Consider the following 22,624-nt stretch of genomic DNA (forward strand, 5'->3'; position numbering starts at 1 on the left):
GTGCGTCTCTCCTCGTGCTCTCGGTGCTCGCGCCGGTGCGGCGCCCTCCGAGGGTAGTCGGCGGGCGGGGCGGTCCGCGGCGCGCGGCGCGGAGTCAGGCGGAGGAGGAGCGGCGCGCGATCGTCACGCGCGTCGAGTACGGCATCGCGACGGTCCCGCTCCCGCCCGACTCCTCGTCCACCACGGCGTCGACCGCCGCGAGGACCGCGGCGCGCTTCTCGTCGGGCATCGCGATGATGTAGCTGCGGGACGCGAACATGTCCCGCACCCCGGCTCGGTCCAGCTCGAAGGACCACTCGAAGGCCGCGAACGCCACCCGCTCGAGAGCGGAGCCGAGCGGCGGCCGGAGCGTCTCGAAGCGCTCGGCGGTGGAGGCTCCGGCGACCTCGCCGAGCCGGCGCACCCAGGGGACCGACTCGTCGCGGATGTTCCACACCAGCGCGAGCACGCCCTCCGGCACCAGGACGCGGGCGACTTCGGCTCCCGCGCGCTCGGCGTCGACCCAGTGCCACGACTGCGCGGCGGTGACGAGCTCCGCGGAGGCGTCCGCGGCGGGGATCGCCTCGGCCGTCCCCTCCTCGGGGCGGACCGCCGGCAGATTCGAGGCGAGCCGCGCGAGCATCTCCGCGTCGGGCTCGACCGCGGTCACGTCGAGGCCGCGGGACGCGAGCGACGCGGTGAACTTGCCCGTTCCCGCGCCGAGGTCCACGGCGCGCAGCCGATCGGAGGCGTCGGCTCCCGCCGCGCGGGCCCGCTCCGGGACGAAGGCGCCCGCCACCCGCGCGGGGGCGTGCCCCACGATCCAGTCGACGGCGTCGTCGGGGTAGCCGGGCCGCCCGCGGTCGTAGGCGTCGACCGCGCTGCCGAAGGAGCGTCCGAGCCCGCTCATCGCTTCTCCGCCGCTCGCGCGAGCACGTCCACCGCGTAGCCGTAGCCGGCGATGCCCGCGCCGACGATCACGGCGATCGCGACGTCCGAGAGGTAGGAGTGCTGCCGGAACGGCTCACGCCGGTGCACGTTGCTCACGTGCACCTCGACCATCGGCAGCTCGGTCGCGAGGACGGCGTCGCGGATCGCGATCGACGTGTGCGTGTACGCCCCGGCGTTGAGCACCACTCCCGAGACGGAGCCGCGAGCCGCGTGCAGCCGGTCGACGATCGCGCCCTCCGAGCTGCTCTGGAAGGTCTCGACCGTGAAGCCGTGCCGCTCGGCAGCCTCCGCCGCCAGCGCCTCGGCGTCGGCGAGGGTGTCCGAGCCGTAGAGCTCGGGCTCGCGGGTGCCGAGCAGGTTCAGGTTCGGGCCGTTGAGGACGAGGATCGGCAGCTTCACGCTCCGACCCTAGCGCCGGCCGTCCCCGCGAGCGGGAGCGGCGGCAGCGCCGCGCGCAGGAGGATCAGCTCGCGCGCATGGGCGTCCAGACGCCGGTCCTCCTCGGTCCGCGGCTCGAGAGGCGGGACCGGCTCGGCCGCCCCGTCGGCGCCCCGCACCACGAAGACGCTCCGGCACTGCGTGGTCAGCTCCAGCTCGCCGGTCCGCGGGTCCCCGGAGCGCACATGCACCGCCAGGTGCATGCTCCGGGCGCTCGTGTGGATGAGGCGCGCCTCCACCTCGACGAGATGCCCGATGCGCACCGGACGGTAGAAGTGGATCCCCCCGGAGTAGACGGCCACAGAGTCGCGGCCGGTCCAGCGCTGCGCGACCGCGTCGGCCGCCTCGTCGATCCAGCGCATCACGATCCCGCCGTGGGCGTTGCCGCCCCAGTTGACGTCTCCCGGTGCCGCGAGGAAGCGGAACACGATCCGCGGACCGGTGCCCTCCTCGGTGTACTCCTGGGCGCGCATCACGTCGTGCAGCCGTCGGCGGCCCTCGATGCGCGCGGCGGCCCCCTCGGCGAGGGACAGGTCCTCGATCGAGCGGGGCCGCCACTCCGGGACCGACCGCGGCCTCTTCTCGTCGTCGACGGCCACGAACACGAGGAGGCAGTGCGTGGCGTCCTCGTAGAGGCCGGTCCGCGGATCCGCCTGCGCGACCTGCACCAGCACGTGCATGCTCGTGCGCCCGGTGTGGATGACGCGGGCGGTCGCCTCGATCAGGTTGCCGACCGAGATGGGCCGGGTGAAGTGGACGTTGCCGACGTACGCCGTCACGCAGTAGCCGCCGCTCCAGCCCACGGCGCAGGCGTAGCCGGCCTTGTCGATCCACTCGAGGACGCGCCCGGCCTGGGCGCTGCGGCCGTCGGCGGTGGCGTCCTGCGGGGCGGCGAGGAAGCGGAGCGTGATGCGGTCGGTCATGGTGCCCGTCGTCGTGGGAGCGGAAGGGGGGAGTGGACCCGCGGGGGTGCGAGGAAAGGGGGATGATCCGCCCGCGGGCCACAGGGGTGTCCGGCCGGAGCCGGCTCGGTCAGGGGGATCAGGCCGCCAGCGGCAGCTTCTCGGCGAGGAGCCGGAGCCGCAGGGCCTGGAGCTCGGCGGTCAGCTCGGGCGGCAGCCGGTCGCCGAACCGCGTGAAGAACTCCTCCGTGAGCGCGCACTCCTCCAGCCACGCCTCGACCGGGACGGAGAACAGCTCCTCCTTCTGGGCCGCGGAGAGCCGGAGCCCGTGCGTGTTGATCGCGAGCGGCAGGTCGCCGAGGGGGCTCCGCCGCGCCTCCGCCAGCCCCTCCAGGCGGCGGACGAGCCACTGCAGCACCCGCGCGTTCTCGCCGAAGCCGGGCCAGAGGAACTCGCCGTCCGCGTCCTTCCGGAACCAGTTGACCTGGAACACGGCCGGCGCCGCATCGCCGAGCTCGGCGCCGATCGCGAGCCAGTGCGCGAAGTAGTCGGCCATGTTGTAGCCGCAGAAGGGGAGCATCGCGAACGGATCGCGGCGCAGCTCCCCGACCGTGCCCTCCGCGGCCGCGGTCTTCTCGGAGGCGACGGTCGCACCCAGGAAGACGCCGTGCTGCCACGAGGTGGCCTGCGTGACCAGCGGGACGTTGCTCGCCCGTCGGCCACCGAAGACGATCGCGTCCAGCGGCACGCCCTCGTGGGCGTCCCAGTCGGCGGAGAGCGACGGGCACTGCGCGGCCGGCGCGGTGAAGCGGGAGTTGGGGTGCGCGGCGGGCGTGCCGGACGACGGCGTCCACGGCTGCCCGCGCCAGTCGGTCAGCCGCTCCGGGACCTCGTCGGTCAGGCCCTCCCACCACACGTCGCCGTCCTCGCGGAGCGCGACGTTGGTGAAGATCGTGTTGCCCCAGAGCGTCTGCACGGCGTTCGGGTTCGAGGTCTCCCCGGTGCCGGGAGCGACGCCGAAGAAGCCCGTCTCGGGGTTCATCGCCCAGAGGCGTCCGTCCTCGCCGCGACGCATCCAGGTGATGTCGTCGCCCAGCGTCTCGACCCGCCAGCCGGGGATCGCGGGCTGCATCATCGCGAGGTTGGTCTTGCCGCACGCGCTCGGGAAGGCGGCGGCGACGTGGTAGCGCCGTCCCTCGGGCGAGACGATGCGGATCAGCAGCATGTGCTCGGCGAGCCAGCCCTCCTCGCGCCCCATCGCCGAGGCGATGCGCAGGGCGAAGCACTTCTTCGCCAGCAGGGCGTTGCCGCCGTAGCCGGAGCCGTACGAGACGATCTCGCGCGTCTCCGGGAACTGGGTGATGTACTTCACGGGGCTGCACGGCCAGGCGACGTCCTCGCGGGTGACGCCGTCCGCGTCGCGGAGGGGCAGCCCCACGGTGTGCACGCCGCGGACGAACGGGGTCTCCTCGGTGAAGGCGGCGAGCGGCTCGGAGCCCACGCGCGCCATGATCCGCAGGTTCAGCACCGCGTAGGCCGAGTCGGTGACCTGGACGCCCAGCTGCGAGAGCGGACCGCCGACGGGCCCCATCGAGAACGGGACGACGTACATCGTCCGTCCGCGCATCGCTCCGTCGAGGAGGGGAGCGAGCTCGGCCCTCATCGCGGCGGGCTCGCGCCAGTTGTTGGTCGGTCCCGCGTCGGCCTCGTCGGTCGTGCAGATGAAGGTGCGGTCCTCGACCCGGGCGACGTCGTCCGGGTCGGTGCGGGCCAGGAACGAGCCGGGCCGCCACTCCGGATTGAGCGGGAGGAGCGTGCCGGAGGCGACGAGCCGCTCGGTCAGGCGGTACCACTCCGCGGGGGAGCCGTCGCTCCACTCGATCGCGTCGGGCTGGAGGATCGCGGCGGTCTCGCGCACCCAGCGGCGGAGGGCGAGGGGCGCCGGCGGCACGACGGGCGCGGGGACGGACGTCGGCGCGGTCATGGTGCTCGGCTCGAGTCGGACGGTGTTGCTGTAGATGCTCATGCTGGCTCCGCTTTCGGTGGTCGTCGTCGACGGGGGTGGGGAGTCGCCGGCCGCAGCCGGGAAGAGGCCGGCCGGGCCGGGAGGGGCGCTCAGTGGCGCCTGAAGCCAGGATGGAGGAGGATCAGGAGGTATTCCCGGCGCTCCGGCGGTCAAGAAACCGTCTTTTTGCGCTTTCGTCACAACCGACCGCTGGAGCTCGCCGTGACCGATCCCTCGACACCCGCCCCGGGCTCCGACGTCGTGCTGCTCGGGCAGCGCCTGCGCCACTTCCGTACCCGGCGCGGTATGACCCTCGGGCAGCTCGCCGAGCGCGTCGACGTGTCGGGGAGCCAGCTCTCGCTGATCGAGACGGGCCGCCGCGAGCCGCGCCTCTCCCTCCTGCAGCGCCTCGCGGCCGCGCTCGGCGTCGAGCTGGCGGCGCTGCTCTCGGACGAGCCGCCGAGCGAGCGGGCCGCGCTGGAGATCGAGCTGGCGCGCGTGCAGAAGGGGTCGCTGTACCGCTCGCTCGGCCTGCCCGAGTTCAAGGTCAACAAGGGGCTGAGCACGCCCGTGCTGGAGGCGTTCCTCGGCGTCTACCGCGAGCTCGCCCGTCGCCGGAGCGAGGCGAGTGCCACACCGGAGGAGGCGCGCCGGGCCAACACCGCCCAGCGGCTCCAGCTGCGCGAGCGCAGCTCCTACCTGCCCGAGATCGAGGAGGTGGCGGGCGAGATGCTCCGGACCGTCGGGCACCGCGGAGGAGCACTGACCCACAGCTCCGTCTCGAAGATGGCCCGGCACCTCGGCTTCGAGATCATCCACGTCGGCGACCTGCCGCACTCCGCCCGCTCGGTGATCGACCTCGCGAACGGCAGGATCTACCTCCCGCCCGCCTCGATCCCCGGGGGCCACGGCCTGCGGGCGCTGGCGCTGCAGGCGATGGCGCACCGCCTCCTCGGGCACGAGCGGCCGGTGACCTACGCCGACTTCCTCCGCCAGCGCCTCGAGATCAACTACTTCGCCGCAGCGTGCCTGATGCCGCTGGAGCCGGCGGTCGCGTTCCTCCAGGAGGCGAAGCGCGAGCGGGACATCTCGGTGGAGGACTTCCGCGACGGCTTCGGCGTCACCCACGAGGCCGCCGCCCTGCGCTTCACGAACCTGCTCACCTCGCACCTCGACATCCGGATGCACTTCCTGCGGGTGCTGGGAGACGGCTCGATCCAGAAGGCCTACGAGAACGACGGGCTGCCGCTGCCGACCGACGTCACCGGGGCCGTCGAGGGCCAGGTGGTCTGCCGCTACTGGTCGGCGCGCTCCGCGTTCACCCGGACCAACCGGACGACGGAGTACTACCAGTACGTCGACACCCCGGCGGGGACCTTCTGGTCGGCGTCGCAGACCGGCACGACCGCCACCGAGGAGTTCTCGATCACCGTGGGCGTCCCGTTCGCCGAGGCCCGCTTCTTCCGCGGCCGCGACACCGACCGCCGCGAGCTCTCCCGCTGCCCCGACGAGTCCTGCTGCCGGCGCGCCCCGTCGGAGCTCGCCGCGCGCTGGGACGGCAACGCCTGGCCGAGCGCGCGCCTGCACGCGCACGTGCTCGCGCCGCTGCCGTCGGGGACCTTCCCCGGCATCGACGACGCCGAGGTCTACGAGTTCCTCGACGCGCACGCCCGCGAGTCCTGACCGCTCCCGCGAGACGCCGCTCCGGTGCGCTCGCGTCGGCGTGCCGCGTACCCGACCGGCGTCCCCGCGGAGGGGGCGGGAGTCGTCAGTCCGAGATGAGGGCGCGGGCCGTTCCCTCATCGAGGATGAGGTCGGTGATGAGGCCGGCCGCCAGGGCGCCGCGCAGGCCCGGCAGCTTCGAGGCGCCCGAGACGACGCAGATCCGGCGCGACGCGCGGCGCACGGTGGAGAGGTCCGGACCGCTTGCACGTTCGTTCATGGGGATGTCGTCCCAGCTGCCGTCGGACCGGTAGAACACCGTCGCGACATCGCCGACGACCCCGGAGCCGCTGAGCGAGGTGAAGTCGCTCGGCTCCAGGTAGCCGCCGATGTAGACCTTCGAGGGGACCGCCGCGAACGGCGACCCGAGCCCGAACAGCGCCACGTCCATCCGCTGCTGCAGCTCCAGGACCCGTCGGGTGGAGCGCTCGCGCCACACCGCCTGCTTGGTGGTCGGGTCGTCGAAGAACGCCGGCACCGGGAACTGCTGGACCTTCGCCGCGTAGGCGTCACCGAAGCGGCGGAGGATCTCGCTCGAGTAGTTGATGCCCGTGGTCTCGGTGTTGCCGGCGCCGTTCAGCTGCACGATCTGCGTGTTGTGCGTCTCCTTGGCGATCAGGTGGCGGCTGATCGCGCTCATCGTGGAGCCCCAGGCGATGCCGACGATCATGTTCGAATCGATGAACTGCCCGAGGATCCTCGCTGCGGACAGGGCGACCCGCTCGAGCCGGTCGATCTCGCTGGTGTGGTCCGGCACCGGCACGATGTGCGCCGTGATGTCGAAGTGGGACCGCACCTCGGCCGAGAGGGCGCTCGCCCGGTCGAGGGGGGAGCGGATCTGGATGTCGACCAGGCCGGTCGCGCGGGCGTGCGAGAGCAGGCGCGAGACGGAGGAGCGCGACGTGTGCAGCTCGTGCGCGATCGCGTCCATCGTCAGATCCTGCATGTAGTACAGCTGGGCCGCACGCAGCGCGTCCCGCGTCTTGTCGGGATGGGTCGCGTGGGTCGTCTCGTCGAGTTCGACGACCGGTCTCACCGGGGTCATAGCGCTCCCTGCACGGATTTCCACCCGTCTTGACCGGATGTGTTGTCGGGTCAAGGATGGCTGTATTCCTCCGCGAAATCAATCGGTCATCTCCCCGGTGCACGCTGGTGCGGAGGCCTCGACGACACCCCTACGACACGAAGGCGAGTACGAAGTGGCACAGTCCGACGGAACTCCCGGAAACTCCGCTCTGCGCGAGAGCGTCGCTGCTCTCCGCGACAACCCCCGCGCCACGGTCCTGGTCATCGGCGGTGGCATCAACGGCATCGGGACCTTCCGCGAGCTCGCGCTCAACGGCGTCGACGTCGCCCTCGTCGAGCGCGGCGACTACGTCTCTGGTGCCTCGAGCGCCTCGAGCCACATGATCCACGGCGGCATCCGCTACCTCGAGAACGGCGAGTTCCGACTCGTCAACGAGGGCGTGCACGAGCGCAACGGCCTGCTGAAGATCGCTCCCCATTACGTGAAGCCGCTGCAGACGACGATCCCGATCTACTCGACGTTCTCGGGCATCCTCGCGGCTCCGCTGCGCTTCCTGACCCACAAGTCGGGCAAGCCGCAGGAGCGCGGTGCGCTGCTGATCAAGGTCGGCCTCACGATGTACGACTTCTTCTCCCGCGACGGCGGCACGGTCCCGCGCCACCAGTTCCACGGGCGCAAGCGCTCGCTGAACGAGCTCCCCAAGCTCGACCCGAAGATCAAGTACACCGCCACCTACTTCGACGCCTCCGTGCACGAGCCCGAGCGCCTCGCGCTCGACGTGCTCCACGACGCGCTGATCGGCGGCAGGAAGGCCCGCGCGGCCAACTACGTCGAGGCCGTCGGCGCCGACGAGAAGGGCGTCGTCCTCCGCGACCGCGAGTCCGGCGAGGAGTTCACCTTCGCGGCGGACGTCGTCGTCAACGTCTCCGGACCGTGGACCGACTTCACCAACACGGCCCTCGGCACGTCCACGAAATTCATGGGCGGCACCAAGGGCTCGCACATCGTGCTCGACAACCCCGAGCTGGTCGAGGCCTGCGAGGGTCGCGAGATGTTCTTCGAGCACAGCGACGGACGCATCGTCCTCATCTACCCGCTCAAGGGCCGCGTGATGGTCGGCACGACCGACATCGACGCCGACCCCACGAAGCCGGCGGTGTGCACGGAGGAGGAGATCGACTACTTCTTCGAGCTCGTCAACCACGTCTTCCCGGCCATCCGCGTGGACCGTTCGCAGATCGTCTTCAAGTTCTCCGGCATCCGCCCGCTGCCCCGCCACGACGACGAGGCCCCGGGCTTCGTCTCCCGCGACTACCGCATCGAGCCCTCGACGCTCCCCGGCAACGGCTCGCCCGTGCTCAGCCTGGTCGGCGGCAAGTGGACGACGTTCCGCGCCCTGTCGGAGCACCTCTCGAACGAGGTCTTCAAGCGGATCGGCGTGACCCGTCGCGTCTCCACCGTGAAGACCCCCATCGGAGGCGGCAAGGGCTTCCCGCGCACCGACGCGTCCCGCGCGCAGTGGATCAGCCAGCACCGCTCCGGGCTCTCCTCGGCCCGCACGGGCCAGCTGCTCGAGCGCTACGGCACCCGCGCGCAGGAGGTCATCGAGGCCCTGGCCGACGGACACGACGAGGCGCTCGACTTCGACAAGGACTTCACCACCGGTGAGATCCGCTACCTCGCCCAGCGCGAGAGCGTGGTGCACCTCATCGACCTGGTGATGCGCCGCACCAACCACGCCTTCACGGGCGGCCTGAGCCGCGAGCTCCTCGAGGAGCTCGCCGAGCACACGGGCGCCGTGCTGGGCTGGGACGACGCCGCCCGCGCGTCGGAGGTCGACGCGACCATCGCGCACCTCAAGGAGTACAACGGCGTCGACGTCGGGGGCACCTCGGTGCAGACCCCGACGGCCGTGCCCGCCTCCTGATCGGCGATCAGGCGCGGATCGACGGAAGCCCCGGACCGAGGATCACCTCGACCGGGGCTTCCGTCGTGACAACGCACAAACGTGCACGCGCCGTTCCTTGTCGCTAGGACAGGGCGCCGATAACTTCACACCGTCGGGCATCGAAGCCCGCCGCGGATGCCTGTGCGCGTCCGTCTTACGAAAAGGAAAAGGTCAACGTGGACAATCTCGGAGTGGTCTTCCTCGCCGAAGTCGTGGGAACGGCCATGCTCGTGCTCCTCGGCTGCGGTGTCGTCGCCAACGTCGCGCTCGTGAAGAGCAAGGGTCTCAACGGCGGAACCCTCATGGTCAACATCGGCTGGGGCTTCGCGGTCTTCGCCGGTGTGATCGTCTCGTACAACTCGGGGGCGCACCTCAACCCCGCGGTCACCCTGGGCCTCGTCGCGAGCGGAGCGACCGAGTTCGGTTCCGGCGTGCCCGTCAACATCGTCTCGATCCTCGTCTACATCCTCGCCCAGATGATCGGTGCGATCCTCGGTGCCGTCTTCTGCTGGCTCGCCTACAAGCAGCACTTCGACGAGGAGCCCGACGCGGCCAACAAGCTCGGCGTCTTCTCGACCGGCCCGGCGATCCGCTCGTACGGCTGGAACTTCGTCACCGAGGTCATCGGCACCTTCGTCCTCGTCTTCGTCGTCATCGGCTTCGGCGGCGGACGTCAGGGCGACGGCGGTCTGGCCGCGCTCGGCGCGCTGCCCGTCGCCATCCTGGTGATCGCGATCGGCGCCTCCCTCGGCGGCCCGACCGGCTACGCCATCAACCCCGCCCGCGACCTCGGCCCCCGCATCGCGCACGCGCTGCTGCCGATCAAGGGCAAGGGCTCGAGCGACTGGAGCTACGCCTGGGTGCCCGTCGCCGGCCCGATCGTCGGTGGAGTGCTCGCGGGCCTCGCCTCGCTCGTGCTGCTCCCGGTCCTCTAGACCGCCGCGCTTCCTTTCACCCCCGTTACGAAGGAGTAATCATTCATGGCTGACTACGTCATCGCTATCGACCAGGGGACCACGTCGTCCCGCGCGATCATCTTCGACAAGAAGGGATCGATCGTCTCCACCGGCCAGAAGGAGCACGAGCAGATCTTCCCGCGCGCCGGCTGGGTCGAGCACGACCCGATCGAGATCTGGAACAACGTCCGCGAGGTGATCGGCCAGGCTCTCTCCCGCGCCGACCTGACCCGCCACGACATCGCCTCCGTCGGCATCACCAACCAGCGCGAGACCGCTGTCGTCTGGGACAGGACGACCGGCAAGCCCGTCTACAACGCCATCGTCTGGCAGGACACCCGCACCCAGTCGATCGTCGACCGCCTCGCCGGCGACGAGGGCGCTGACCGCTTCAAGTCGATCGTGGGCCTCCCGCTCGCGACCTACTTCTCCGGCACCAAGATCGTCTGGATCCTCGAGAACGTCGAGGGCGCGCGCGAGAAGGCCGAGGCGGGCGACCTGATCTTCGGCACGACGGACACCTGGGTCCTCTGGAACCTGACCGGCGGCATCGACGGCGGCGTCCACAAGACCGACGTCACCAACGCCTCCCGCACCCTGTTCCTCGACCTCGAGACCCTCGAGTGGCGCGACGACATCCTCGAGGCCTTCGGGGTCCCGAAGTCGATGCTCCCCGAGGTCTGCTCCTCCTCCGAGGTCTACGGCCACGTCGAGTCGTCGTCGCTGCTGCGCGAGGTCCCGATCGCCGGCATCCTCGGCGACCAGCAGGCCGCGACCTTCGGTCAGGCGGCGTTCGACCCGGGCGAGGCGAAGAACACCTACGGCACCGGCAACTTCCTGATCTTCAACACGGGCACCGAGATCGTCCACTCGAAGAACGGTCTGCTCACCACCATCGGCTACAAGCTCGGCGACGGCGAGGTGCACTACGCGCTCGAGGGCTCGATCGCGGTCTCCGGCTCGCTGATCCAGTGGCTGCGCGACAACCTGGGCCTCATCGGCTCGGCCCCCGAGGTCGAGGCGCTGGCCGCCACGGTCGAGGACAACGGAGGCGCGTACTTCGTCCCCGCCTTCTCGGGTCTGTTCGCCCCCTACTGGCGCTCCGACGCCCGCGGAGCCCTCGTCGGCCTCACCCGCTACGTCAACAAGGGCCACATCGCCCGCGCCGCGCTCGAGGCGACCGCCTTCCAGACCCGCGAGGTCCTGGACGCGGTCAACGCCGACTCCGGCGTCCCCCTGCAGGAGCTCAAGGTCGACGGCGGCATGATCGCCAACAACCTGCTCATGCAGTTCCAGGCCGACATCCTCGGCGTCCCGGTCGTCCGACCGGTCGTCGCGGAGACCACCGCGCTCGGAGCGGCCTACGCGGCCGGTCTCGCGGTCGGCTTCTGGGAGAACCTCGACGACCTGCGCCAGAACTGGCAGGAGGACTCGCGCTGGACCCCGCAGATGGACCAGGACGAGGCCGCCCGCCAGTACCGCCTCTGGAAGAAGGCCGTCACCAAGACCTTCGACTGGATCGACGAGGACGTGCAGTAGTTCCTTCCGCGGCAGTCCCTGCCTGCCGCGGCGCGGTCGGCTCATCGAGGTGGTCGCGTCTCGGGGAGCGGGTTCCGTCCGGTTAGGGGACAACGCTGACACGCGTTCTCCCCGTTCGCCTCGTGCGGCGAGCGGATGACGTGCGTCCGTTCACGGTGAAGCGCCCTGTCCGACCCTCGGGTCGGGTGGGGCGCTTCGTCGTTCCGACGACGGCGCAACGAGTATCGCAACGGGGTGGTTCGGGGACACCCATGCTGGTCGAGTGGTCGCCGCAGACGGCTCATCGAGACCCGGCAATTCGGACCTGCATGCTTGTCGGGTAGTCGCTGCAGGCGGCATATCGAGACCCGAACCGGGTGAGGCCTCAGTCCGCCGACAGCCCGAGCTGCGCGTCCAGCTCGTCCAGGGAAGCGATCCGGTGCACGCCCAGCTCGACCGCCTCGGGCGGCAGCACGCGGCCGTGCTCGGGACCGCCGACGCGGTCGAGCCAGACGCCGCGCAGGCCCGCAGCGGCCGCTCCGACGGCGTCGGTGCCGAGCCGGTCGCCGACGTAGAGGGCCTCCTCCGGAGAGACCCCGAACCGCTCGCAGGCGATCGCGAAGATCCGCGCGTCCGGCTTGGCGACGCCGACGTCGCCGGAGGCGATCACGTGCTCGAAGCGACCGGAGAGGCCCGTGCCCTCGATCTTCCCCCGCTGGAAGTCGAGCACGCCGTTGGTGATGACGCCGAGGCGGACTCCGGCGGCGTCGAGCCGGTCGAGGACGGGCAGCGCGTCGTCGTGGAGGGTCCAGGCGGCGACGTAGTGCTCGAGGTACCCGCGGAACCAGGAGCTCGCCTCCTCGGGAGTCAGCCCGACTCCGGCCTCCGCGGCGAAGTCCGTGGCGCGCGCCCGGCGCTGGCCCTCGTAGTCGAGCTCGCCCGCGAGGTAGCGGTGGTAGTGCTCCTCCTCGAGCAGGTGCCAGCGGCGCTGCACGTCGGCCGGCTCGCCGGCGTAGGCGGCGCCGAGCGAGGCGGCGTACGCGACGATCCCCTCCCGCACAGCGCGGGCATGGGCGAAGAGGGTGTCGTCGAGGTCGAAGAGCGCGAGCCGCAGCACGGCCGCCTCAGCGGACGCGGCGGAGGAGGCCGACGGAGTCGTAGACGGCGGCGAGCGTGCGCTCCGCGGTCTCGGACGCGCGGTCGGCGGCGAGGGAGAGGACCCGGTCGAGCTCGGCCGGGTCGGCGAGCAGCTCCGCGGTCCGCGCTCGGATCGGGTCGAAGGTGGCGGCGACCACCTCGACGAGGCCCTTCTTGAGGTCCCCGTAGCCGCGGCCCGCGTACTCCTGCTCCAGCGACTCGACGGAGCGGTCGGCGAGGACCGAGTAGATCGTCAGCAGGTTCGAGACGCCGGGCTTCGCCGCCCGGTCGAAGCGCACCTCCGACTCGGTGTCCGTCACGGCGCGCATGATCTTCTTCGCGGTCGCCTTCGGCTCGTCGAGCACGCTGAGCAGGCCCGCATCCGACTCCGCCGACTTCGACATCTTGGCGCCCGGGTTCTGCAGGTCGAAGATCTTCGCGGTCTCGCGCACGATGTGGGGCTCCGGCACGGCGAAGGTCTCGCCGAAGCGCGAGTTGAAGCGCGCGGCGAGATCGCGGGTGAGCTCCAGGTGCTGGCGCTGGTCCTCGCCGACCGGCACCGCGTCCGTCTGGTACAGCAGGATGTCGGCCGCCATCAGGATCGGGTAGGTGAACAGGCCCACCGAGGCGGCCTCGGCGCCCTGCTTCGCCGACTTGTCCTTGAACTGCGTCATCCGGCTGGCCTCGCCGAAGCCGGTCAGGGTGTTGAGGACCCAGGCGAGCTCGGCGTGAGCGGGCACGTGGGACTGGATGAAGAGGGTCGAGCGCGCGGGGTCGATGCCCGCGGCGATGTACTGCGCGGCGGTCGCGCGGGTGCGCTCGCGGAGCTGCTGCGGATCCTGCGGGACCGTGATCGCGTGCAGGTCGACGACGCAGAAGTAGGCGTCGAAGTCCTCCTGCATCGCGACCCACTGGGTCAGCGCGCCGATGTAGTTGCCGAGGTGCAGCGACCCGGAGGAGGGCTGCATGCCGGAGAAGATGACGGGCTTGGCGCCCGGGATGCTGGGAGTCATGGGTGGCCTCGAGGGGTCGGTTCGCGGGGGAGAGGGTCAGAGCTCGTAGTCGACGACCACGGGGGAGTGGTCGGACCAGCGGGTGTCGTAGGAGGCGGCGCGGTCGACCTCGTAGCTGCGGGCGAGGTCGGCGAGCGCGGGCGTGGCGAGCTGGTAGTCGAGGCGCCAGCCGGTGTCGGTGTCGAAGGCCTGGCCGCGCTGAGACCACCACGTGTACGGTCCGGGCACCTCGCCCGCGAACCGGCGGCCGAGGTCGACCCAGCCCAGTCCGGCACCGGCGTTGTAGTCCGGGTCGCCCTCGGCGCCGACGAAGCGGTCGACGTAGGCGCGCTCCTCCGGGAGGAAGCCGGCCTTCTTGACGTTGCCCTTCCAGTTCTTGATGTCGAGCGTGCGGTGGCCGACGTTGAGGTCGCCCATCACCGCGGCGAGCTCGCTGTGCGCCCGGATCTCGGGCAGGCGCGCCTCCATCGCGTCGAGGAAGCGGTACTTCTCGACCTGCTTGGGGGTGCCGACCTCGCCGGAGTGGACGTAGGTGGAGACGACGGTGAGCGAGCGGCCGCCGACCTCGTAGTCGGCCTCGAGCCAGCGTCCGGCCGAGTCGAAGTCGTCGGCGCCGAACGTCACGCGGTGGATCGTGGCGCGCCTGCGCGAGGCGAGAGCGACTCCGGCGCGCCCCTTGGCGGTCGCCTCGTCGTGCAGCACGTCCCACTCCTCCCCGAGGAGCCCCGTGAGGTCGTCCGTGGAGGCGCGGACCTCCTGCAGGGCCAGGACGTCGACGTCGCGGGCGGCGAGCCAGTCGCCCATCCCCTTGCGGTATGCGGCGCGGACGCCGTTCACGTTGACGGAGGCGATGCGGAGGGTGCTGCGAGTCACCGGAGCAGTCTATTCGGAGCCGCGGAGCGGGCCGCCCGGCAGCGCTCGCACCCCGGAACGCGGAAGCCGGCGGCCGCCTCGCGCGACTCCCTCGGAGAGGGGGAGGAGCGCGGAGGCGACCGCCGGCGGGACCGCTCAGGACGGTCGGTCGGAGGGGATCAGGCGGGGACGGCCTGCGCGGTGGCGGGCTCGGGCACCTCGGCGACCACCGGGGCGCGCTTGATGCTCTTCGCGATGATCACGCAGACGGCCGTGACGACCATGCCCACCAGGATGGCGACCAGGTAGAGGATCGGCTGCCCGACGAGCCCGGTGACCCAGACGCCGCCGTGCGGGGCGCGGAGGGTGGAGCCGAAGAGCGCGACGAGCGCACCCGTGACGGCCGAGCCGACCATGGCGGACGGGATCACGCGCAGCGGGTCGACCGCGGCGAACGGGATGGCCCCCTCCGAGATGAAGGACGCGCCCAGCAGGTAGGCGGCCTTGCCGTTCTGGCGCTCGGCGTCGGTGAACAGGCGCTTGCGGAGCGTCGTGGCCAGGGCCAGACCCAGCGGCGGGGTCATGCCGGCGGCCATGACGATCGCCATCACCTTGAACTGCACGGAGTTCGGGTCGCCGTCGGCGGGGACGGAGGCGAGGCCGGTGGTCGCGAAGGCGTAGGCCACCTTGTTGACCGGACCGCCCATGTCGAACGCCATCATCAGGCCGAGGATGATCCCCAGGATGATCAGGTTGCCGCCCGAGAGGCCCGAGAGCCAGGACGACAGGCCCTCGCTCAGTGCGCGGAGCGGCGCTCCGAGCACCACGAACATCAGGAAGCCGGTGATGAAGGTGGCGATCAGGGGGATGATCACGACGGGCATCAGCGACTTGAACGCCGCGGGGAGCTTGATCCGCGAGATGTAGAGGGCCGCGTAGCCGGCGATGAAGCCGGAGGCGAGGCCGCCCAGGAAGCCCGCGCCGACGGTGACCGCGACCGCGCCGCCGAGGAAGCCCGGCGCGATGCCGGGACGGTCGGCGATGCCGAAGGCGATGAAGCCCGAGAGCACCGGCACCAGGAAGGCGAAGGTCGCGCTTCCGATGAGGAACATCACTCCGGCCCAGTCCGTGATGTTCGCGACGTTGAAGCCGTCGTCGATGATCTGCTGGGCCGTGAAGTCGACGATCCGGTAGCCGCCGAACAGGAACGACAGGGCGATCAGCAGACCGCCCGCCGCGACGAACGGGATCATGTAGGAGACGCCGGTCATCAGGTTCTGGCGGATGCGTGTGCCGACGCCGACCTTCTTCGGCGCGGCGGGGGCCGCGGCCGGAGTCGAGCGGGCGGGGGCGGACGCGGCGGAGCCGCGGAGGGCCAGAGCGCGGTCGAGGACCTCGTCCGGCTTGGACAGGGCCTCGGCGACGCCCACCTGGAGGATCGGCTTGCCGGCGAAGCGGTCCTTGCCGCGGACCTCGAGGTCGGCGGCGAGGATGACGACGTCCGCGGCGGCGATGTCGGCCGCGGTCATCTCGTCCGAGCCGGCCGCGCCCTGGGTCTCGACGTGGATCGGGTAGCCGCGCTTCTTCGCGGCCTGCTCGAGCGCCTCCGCGGCCATGTACGTGTGGGCGATGCCCGCGATGCAGCTGGTCACGGCGACGAAGCGCGGGCCGGAGGCGGGGCTCGCGGCGGGCGCGTCCTGCACCTTCGCGACGGCGCGGTCGATGACGTCGGCCGCCTTCGCAAGCGCCTCCGACGTGCCCACCTCGAGGGTGGGCTTCCCGGCGAAGCGCTCCTTGCCGCGGACCTCGAGGTCGGCGGCGAGGATCACGACGTCGGCGTCGGCGATGGTCCGGTCCGACATGGGATCGGAGCCCGCGGCGCCCTGGGTCTCGACCTGGATCTCGTACCCCTTCTTCTTCGCGGCCTGCTCGAGGGCCTCGGCCGCCATGTAGGTGTGCGCGATGCCGGCGATGCAGCTGGTGACGGCGACGATCCTCATGAGACGACGACCTCTCGGGCGATGATGTCCGCGACCTCCTGGCCGCTGGCGGCGGCGCGGAGGGAACCGGTGAAGGACTCGTGGATCAGCTTGCGGGCGAGCTGGGCGAGGATCTTGAGGTGCGCCTGGTCGGCGCCGTCCGGAGCCGCGATCAGGAAGATCAGGTCGGCCGGGCCGTCGGGGGCCCCGAAGTCGACGCCCTGCTTCGCGATGCCGACCGCCACGCTGGGCGAGACGACGTGGGAGGAGCGGGCGTGGGGGATCCCGATGCCGCCGGGCATGCCGGTCGCCATCTGCGACTCGCGGTCGCGGACGTCGGCGAGGAAGCCGTCGAGGTCGGTGACGCGGCCGGCGTCGGCGAGCGTCTTCGCGAGCTGCGCGGTGGCCTCGTCCTTCGTGGCGGCGGTGAGGTCGACGATGACCGTCGACGCCTCGGTGAGAGCAGTCATGCGCTCAGTTCTCCAATCGGGAGGGTGGGGTCGGGGTTCTCGACGACGGAGACGTCGTCGAGGCGGAGGGAGTCGGGACCCGGGGCTTCGCTGCCCGGGAGCTGGACGGCGGCGGTACCCCACGCGACTGCTGTCGCGAGGCGCTCCGCCTCCGTGGCGTCGACGGCCGAGAGGTAGCCGGCGAGCGTGCTGTCGCCGGCGCCGACGGTGCTGAGGGGCACGACGGCGGGGGCGCCCGCCCACCACGACGCGTGCGCCGTGACGAGGAGGGCGCCGTGCTCTCCGAGACTGACGAGCGCTCGCGCGTCGGGCAGCTGCAGGAGTTCACGGGCTCCGGCGACGACGTCTCCGACCGTCGTCAGGGAGCGGCCGAGGAGCTCCTCGAGCTCCTCGAGGTTGGGCTTCACCAGGGTGGCGGTGCCGGCCGCGATGATCGCGGTCAGGGGAGCTCCCGAGGTGTCGACGGCGAGGGGGACGCCGAAGTACAGGGCGAGGCGGCCGAGAGCGGGGTAGAAGTCCGCTCCCAGTCCCGGGGGGACGCTGCCGCAGGCGACGAGCCAGCGGGGCGAGGCCGAGACGTGCTCGCCGATCAGCTCGGAGAGGGCGTGGGCCTCCTCCTCCGTGACAGCGGGGCCGGGCTCGTTGATCTTGGTGGTGCGGCCCGTCCGGTCGTCGACCACGGTGATGTTGGTGCGGATCGGGTGGGCGATCGCCGCACTGGCCGAGCGGACTCCGGCGGCCCGGAGCATCGTGGACAGGTCGAGGCCGGTGGAGGCGTCGGCCGGGTAGACCGCGGTCGCCTCGACGCCGTTGCGGGCGAGGGCACGGGCGACGTTGACGCCCTTGCCGGCCGGGTCGCGCCGCACGTCGTAGGCGCGGTTGACCTCGCCGACGGCGAAGCCGCTCGTGGAGAGGGTGACGTCGATGCTCGGGTTGGCGGTGACGGTGACGATCATGCGCGGACGACCTCCGGGCCGGCCGACTCGATGTCGTCGGCGAGCTCGTCGTCGACATCGGCGTCGGTGATGACGGTGTCGACCGCGGACAGCGGAGCGACGTGCCCGAAGTCCTGCCGGCCGAACTTCGAGTGGTCGGCGAGGACCACGACCCGGCGCGCGGAGGCGATGATCGCGGACTTGACGACGGCCTCGTCGAGATCGGGGGTGGTGAGCCCGCGCTCGAGGCTGAGGCCGTTCGTGCCGATGAAGGCGACGTCCACCGAGACCGTGGAGAGGGCCTGGGCGGCCCACGGTCCGACGGCGGCCTGCGTGACTCCGCGCAGGTGCCCGCCGATGAGGTGGAGGTCGATGTTGGGCCGGCCGACGAGCGCCATCGCGACGGGGAGGGAGTGGGTGACGACCGTCAGCCGGCGGTCCAGGGGGAGCAGCTCCGCCAGCCGCACCGTGGTGGTGCCGGCGTCGATGGCGATCGAGCCGCCGTCGGGCACCTCGGCGAGGGCCGCGGTGGCGATGCGGTCCTTCTCGCCGGCGAGGTGTCCCTCGCGGGCGGCGACCTCGGGCTCGATGCCCAGCCGCTCGACGGGGATGGCTCCGCCGTGCGCACGGCGCAGCAGGCCCCGCTTCTCGAGGCTGGTGAGATCGCGGCGGATCGTCTCCGGCGTCACGGCGAGGGAGAGGGCGAGGTCGCGGACCTCGACACGCCCGTCGGTGCGGGCGCGGTCCAGGATCGCCTGGTGCCGCTCCGGTGCGTACATGTGGACTCCGTCGTCTCGCCGTGGGTGGTGCCCCGGATCCGCGGTGTCGTTGCCGACCTCGGATCTGCGTTTACCTCTTTTTAGACCCGTCCGGGAGGGAAGTCAACAGAAACGGACAGAATCGGCAGGCGGAACCGGGCGCGGCGTCACCGGGAGGGACGGGAAGAGGTCCGCCGAGTCAGGCGGCGAGCTGCTCGAGCTCCTCCTCGAGCTGCGCGAGCTGGCGCTCCAGGCGCCGTCGTTTGAGGAGGGACGCCTCCGGCAGCGCGGCGCGAAGCCGCTCGCGCTCGGCCTCGGCGAGGGTGCGGCGGGCGGTGCGCAGCTGCTCCTCCCGCTCCTTCTCGCGCTCCTCCGGCGTGAGCTTGCGCGCCGAGATCCCGGCGTCGCTCATCCCGACGGAGATCCACGACGCGGCGATCAGGATCACCTGGCAGACGAGGTTGAACCAGATCAGCAGACCGATGAGGACCGCGAACGAGGCGAGCAGCGGATTGCGGGAGGCACCGCCCAGCAGCTGCGTCCCGAGGACCTTGAGCGCGCCGAGCGCGATCCCGCCGAGCAGCGACCCCGCCCAGAGGTTCTTCCAGGGGATCGAGATGCCCGAGAGGATGCGGAAGGAGCCGGCGAGCGTGCCCGTGTCCAGGGCGAGCATGATCAGCAGGCCGACCGCGCTGCCGGCGAGACGGGCCGGCATCGACTCGCTGCCGATCCCGAGGAAGCCGAACGCCACGTCCACCAGCGAGGTCGAGAACACGGAGAGACCCGCCGAGACCAGCAGCACCGCCCCGAAGACCAGGGCGAGCCCCGCGTCCTTGAGCTTGAGCAGGACGAAGAGGGTCGTGGGTCCGGGGAGCGAGAAGAGCAGCCGGACCGCCTGGCGCAGGCTCCCCAGGAAGTTCAGCGCCGTCCAGAGCAGGCCGGCGGCCGCGATCGCACCCGTCCAGCCGAGGATCGACGAGTCGAGTAGGTCGTCCACCGACACGAGCGCGTTCTTCCCGCCGATCAGGCCGGGGACGGAGCGGGTCACCAGATCGAGGAGGGAGTCGCGCAGCACCGAGTCGTCGCGCACCCAGAAGCCGAAGACGGCGAAGAAGACGAAGAGCGCCGCGAAGACCGCGAACAGGGCCTGGAAGGCGAGTCCGGAGGCGAAGAGGGGCCCGCCGGTCTCGGAGTAGTGGAGCATCACCCGCACCGGCCGCGTCCGCATGACCCGCTCGAACAGGCCCGGGATCCCGCGGGGAGTGTCGGCCGCCTCGGTCATTCCTCCAGCGTACTGAGGCCTCGCGGCGCTCCCGTGCACGCGCCCGCCTGCACGCAGGAACGCGTCCGGCCCGCCGGATCCGAGGATCCCGGCGGGCCGGACGCGTTCGCGAGGGGGATCAGGCGCGGCCGCGGATGACGGCCTGCTTCACCTCGGCGATCGCCTGCGTGATCTGGATGCCGCGCGGGCACGCCTCCGTGCAGTTGAAGGTCGTGCGGCAGCGCCACACGCCCTCCTTGTCGTTGAGGATGTCCAGGCGCGCTCCACCGGCGTCGTCGCGCGAGTCGAAGATGAAGCGGTGGGCGTTCACGATCGCCGCGGGGCCGAAGTACTGCCCGTCGGTCCAGAACACGGGGCAGGACGACGTGCACGCGGCGCAGAGGATGCACTTCGTGGTGTCGTCGAAGCGGGCGCGGTCGGCGACCGACTGCACGCGCTCCTTGCCCTTGGGCGCCGGGGTGTTGGCGACCAGGAACGGCTGCACCTCGCGGTAGGAGGCGAAGAACGGCTCCATGTCGACGACGAGGTCCTTCTCGAGGGGCAGGCCCTTGATCGCCTCGATGTAGATCGGCTGCGAGATGTCGAGATCCTTGATCAGCGTCTTGCACGCCAGGCGGTTGCGGCCGTTGATCCGCATCGCGTCGGATCCGCAGATGCCGTGCGCGCACGAGCGGCGGAAGGTCAGCGATCCGTCCTGGTCCCACTTGATGCGGTGCAGGGCGTCGAGGACGCGGTCGGTCGAGTACATCTCGACGTCGAAGTCCTGCCAGCGCGGCTCGGCGTCCACCTCGGGGTCGAAGCGGCGGATGATGAACGTGACGGTGAACGCCTCCGGGGCCGCGGGGGCGGCGGGCGGCTGCTCGAGGGTAGCGGTCGACATGGCTAGTACTTCCTCTCCATCGGCTGGTACCGGGTGATCACGACGGGCTTCCAGTCGAGCCGGATGTGGTCACCGGCGTCGGAGGAGTGGGCGTCACCGGAGAGGTACGCCATCGTGTGCTGCATGTAGTTCTCGTCGTCGCGCTTCGGGAAGTCGTCGCGCATGTGGCCGCCGCGGCTCTCCTTGCGGTTGCGCGCCGAGTAGACGACGACCTCGGCGAGGTCGAGCAGGAAGCCCAGCTCGACGGCCTCGAGGAGGTCGGTGTTGAAGCGCTTGCCCTTGTCCTGCACCGAGATGTTGCGGAACCGGTCGCGCAGGCGCTGGATGGTCCCGGTGACGGCCTCGAGGGACTCGTCGGTGCGGAACACCTGGGCGTTCTTGTCCATCTCGTCCTGCAGCTCCTTGCGGATCGAGGCGATCCGCTCGGTGCCGGTGGCGGAGCGGAGCGAGGCGAGCATGTCGCGGATCGCGCCGGCCGGGTCGGCGGGCAGGGGGGTGAAGTCGACCGTCTTGGCGTAGTCGGCGGCGTTGTTGCCGCTGCGCTTGCCGAAGACGTTGATGTCGAGGAGGGAGTTGGTGCCGAGGCGGTTGGAGCCGTGCACCGAGACGCACGCGCACTCGCCGGCGGCGTAGAGGCCGGGGACGACGGTCGTGTTGTCCGAGAGCACCTCGGCCTTGACGTTGGTCGGGATGCCGCCCATCGCATAGTGCGCGGTCGGCATGACGGGGACCGGCTCGACGACGGGGTCGACGCCCAGGTAGGTGCGGGCGAACTCGGTGATGTCGGGGAGCTTGGTCTCGAGGACCTCTGCGCCCAGGTGGGTGCAGTCCAGCAGCACGTAGTCCTTGTGCGGTCCGGCGCCGCGGCCCTCCGCCACCTCCTGGACCATGCAGCGGGCGACGATGTCGCGCGGCGCGAGGTCCTTGATGGTGGGGGCGTAGCGCTCCATGAAGCGCTCGCCCGAGGCGTTGCGGAGGATCGCACCCTCTCCTCGCGCTCCCTCGGTGAGGAGGATGCCGAGCCCGGCGAGGCCGGTCGGGTGGAACTGGAAGAACTCCATGTCCTCCAGGGGGAGGCCCTTGCGCCAGATGATGCCGACGCCGTCGCCGGTGAGGGTGTGCGCGTTGGAGGTGGTCTTGTAGATCTTGCCGAAGCCGCCGGTCGCGAAGATGATCGCCTTCGCCTGGAAGACGTGCAGCTCGCCCGTGGCCAGCTCGTAGGCGACGACGCCGGAGGGCTTGGCCACTCCGTCGACCTCGGTCATCACCAGGTCGAGGACGTAGAACTCGTTGTAGAAGTTGATGCCGAGCCGGACGCAGTTCTGGAACAGCGTCTGCAGGATCATGTGGCCGGTGCGGTCGGCCGCGTAGCAGGCCCGGCGGACGGGCGCCTTGCCGTGGTCGCGGGTGTGGCCGCCGAAGCGGCGCTGGTCGATCTTGCCCTCCTCGGTGCGGTTGAAGGGCAGGCCCATGTTCTCGAGGTCGATGACCGCGTCGATGGCCTCCTTCGCGAGGATCTCGGCCGCGTCCTGGTCGACGAGGTAGTCGCCGCCCTTGACGGTGTCGAAGGTGTGCCACTCCCAGCTGTCCTCCTCGACGTTCGCGAGGGCGGCGGCCATGCCGCCCTGCGCCGCTCCGGTGTGGGAGCGGGTCGGGTACAGCTTCGAGATCACGGCCGTCCTCGCCTTGGGGCCGGCCTCGATGGCCGCGCGCATCCCGGCACCGCCGGCGCCGACGATGACGACGTCGAACTGGTGGTAGTGGACGCCGTCGGGTCCGACGGTCTGCGCGAAGGCGCTCTGGTCGGCGCCGGTGTGGGAGTGGCCTGGTGTGCTCACGGGGTGGGTGCTCCGTCGTACGGGGATGGGAGGG

General features: G+C 71.2%; 19 protein-coding genes. 4 read left to right on the forward strand and 15 right to left on the reverse strand.

Features of this window, described 5'->3' with window-relative positions:
- Positions 1-94: 94 nt before the first annotated feature.
- From C5B92_RS02380 to C5B92_RS02395, 4 genes are all read right to left on the reverse strand, one after another.
- A complete protein-coding gene (locus C5B92_RS02380; RefSeq protein WP_104255408.1) occupies positions 95-889 on the reverse strand; it encodes a class I SAM-dependent methyltransferase in 795 nt (264 codons plus the stop codon).
- Positions 886-1,329, reverse strand: a complete 444-nt coding sequence (aroQ, locus tag C5B92_RS02385; RefSeq protein ID WP_104238317.1) for a type II 3-dehydroquinate dehydratase — start codon at positions 1,327-1,329, stop codon at positions 886-888. The genes C5B92_RS02380 and aroQ overlap by 4 nt, the downstream gene beginning before the upstream one ends.
- Positions 1,326-2,291, reverse strand: coding sequence for an acyl-CoA thioesterase (locus tag C5B92_RS02390; protein ID WP_104255407.1), 966 nt, complete (start codon positions 2,289-2,291; stop codon positions 1,326-1,328). Before C5B92_RS02390 ends, aroQ begins: the two co-directional genes overlap by 4 nt.
- Positions 2,292-2,409: 118 nt before the next feature.
- Positions 2,410-4,254, reverse strand: a complete 1,845-nt coding sequence (locus C5B92_RS02395) for a phosphoenolpyruvate carboxykinase (GTP) (RefSeq protein ID WP_104350038.1) — start codon at positions 4,252-4,254, stop codon at positions 2,410-2,412.
- A 243-nt stretch (positions 4,255-4,497) separates the two neighbouring features.
- On the opposite strand from C5B92_RS02395, the gene C5B92_RS02400 reads away from it, so the two are divergent.
- Positions 4,498-5,958: a helix-turn-helix domain-containing protein gene (locus tag C5B92_RS02400; RefSeq protein WP_258061231.1), complete on the forward strand. Its 1,461-nt coding sequence runs from the start codon at positions 4,498-4,500 to the stop codon at positions 5,956-5,958.
- Between the two features lie 85 nt (positions 5,959-6,043).
- Here the strand turns inward: C5B92_RS02400 and C5B92_RS02405 are convergent, their stop codons facing one another.
- Entirely contained in the window at positions 6,044-6,943 is a 900-nt protein-coding gene (locus tag C5B92_RS02405; RefSeq protein ID WP_374952908.1) for a sugar-binding transcriptional regulator, read from the reverse strand.
- 253 nt (positions 6,944-7,196) lie between these two features.
- On the opposite strand from C5B92_RS02405, the gene C5B92_RS02410 reads away from it, so the two are divergent.
- From C5B92_RS02410 to glpK, 3 genes are all read left to right on the forward strand, one after another.
- Positions 7,197-8,951 carry a glycerol-3-phosphate dehydrogenase/oxidase gene (locus C5B92_RS02410; protein WP_258061232.1) on the forward strand — a complete coding sequence of 585 codons (1,755 nt, stop codon included), beginning with the start codon at positions 7,197-7,199 and terminating at the stop codon, positions 8,949-8,951.
- Positions 8,952-9,196: 245 nt separating this feature from the next.
- A complete protein-coding gene (locus C5B92_RS02415; protein WP_374952909.1) occupies positions 9,197-9,907 on the forward strand; it encodes an MIP/aquaporin family protein in 711 nt (236 codons plus the stop codon).
- Between the two features lie 45 nt (positions 9,908-9,952).
- Entirely contained in the window at positions 9,953-11,467 is a 1,515-nt protein-coding gene (gene glpK, locus C5B92_RS02420) for a glycerol kinase GlpK (RefSeq protein ID WP_104226427.1), read from the forward strand.
- Between the two features lie 364 nt (positions 11,468-11,831).
- On the opposite strand, the gene C5B92_RS02425 is transcribed toward glpK, so the two are convergent.
- From C5B92_RS02425 to sdhA, 10 genes are all read right to left on the reverse strand, one after another.
- Positions 11,832-12,563 (reverse strand): HAD family hydrolase, encoded by a 732-nt coding sequence (locus C5B92_RS02425; protein WP_104255406.1) that lies wholly within the window; start codon positions 12,561-12,563, stop codon positions 11,832-11,834.
- A gap of 7 nt (positions 12,564-12,570) precedes the next feature.
- Entirely contained in the window at positions 12,571-13,596 is a 1,026-nt protein-coding gene (gene trpS / locus C5B92_RS02430; protein WP_104350029.1) for a tryptophan--tRNA ligase, read from the reverse strand.
- 36 nt (positions 13,597-13,632) lie between these two features.
- A complete protein-coding gene (locus C5B92_RS02435) occupies positions 13,633-14,469 on the reverse strand; it encodes an exodeoxyribonuclease III (RefSeq protein WP_104255405.1) in 837 nt (278 codons plus the stop codon).
- Between the two features lie 158 nt (positions 14,470-14,627).
- On the reverse strand, positions 14,628-16,448 hold the full coding sequence (locus C5B92_RS02440) for a PTS fructose-like transporter subunit IIB (RefSeq protein ID WP_104255404.1): 1,821 nt from the start codon (positions 16,446-16,448) through the stop codon (positions 14,628-14,630).
- Positions 16,445-16,897 carry a PTS sugar transporter subunit IIA gene (locus tag C5B92_RS02445; RefSeq protein WP_097166616.1) on the reverse strand — a complete coding sequence of 151 codons (453 nt, stop codon included), beginning with the start codon at positions 16,895-16,897 and terminating at the stop codon, positions 16,445-16,447. The genes C5B92_RS02440 and C5B92_RS02445 overlap by 4 nt, the downstream gene beginning before the upstream one ends.
- Entirely contained in the window at positions 16,894-17,853 is a 960-nt protein-coding gene (locus tag C5B92_RS02450) for a 1-phosphofructokinase family hexose kinase (RefSeq protein WP_104350030.1), read from the reverse strand. The genes C5B92_RS02445 and C5B92_RS02450 overlap by 4 nt, the downstream gene beginning before the upstream one ends.
- Complete coding sequence (locus C5B92_RS02455; RefSeq protein WP_104226423.1) at positions 17,850-18,611, reverse strand: DeoR/GlpR family DNA-binding transcription regulator; 762 nt, start codon at positions 18,609-18,611, stop codon at positions 17,850-17,852. The genes C5B92_RS02450 and C5B92_RS02455 overlap by 4 nt, the downstream gene beginning before the upstream one ends.
- A gap of 178 nt (positions 18,612-18,789) precedes the next feature.
- Entirely contained in the window at positions 18,790-19,872 is a 1,083-nt protein-coding gene (locus C5B92_RS02460) for a YhjD/YihY/BrkB family envelope integrity protein (RefSeq protein ID WP_104223189.1), read from the reverse strand.
- Between the two features lie 118 nt (positions 19,873-19,990).
- A complete protein-coding gene (locus C5B92_RS02465) occupies positions 19,991-20,752 on the reverse strand; it encodes a succinate dehydrogenase iron-sulfur subunit (protein ID WP_068254543.1) in 762 nt (253 codons plus the stop codon).
- A gap of 2 nt (positions 20,753-20,754) precedes the next feature.
- Positions 20,755-22,491, reverse strand: coding sequence for a succinate dehydrogenase flavoprotein subunit (gene sdhA, locus C5B92_RS02470; RefSeq protein ID WP_244230709.1), 1,737 nt, complete (start codon positions 22,489-22,491; stop codon positions 20,755-20,757).
- Between the last annotated feature and the right edge of the window lie 133 nt (positions 22,492-22,624).

It is taken from the genome of Rathayibacter sp. AY1A4, from assembly GCF_002930955.1.
In the GTDB taxonomy this organism is placed as follows: domain Bacteria; phylum Actinomycetota; class Actinomycetes; order Actinomycetales; family Microbacteriaceae; genus Rathayibacter.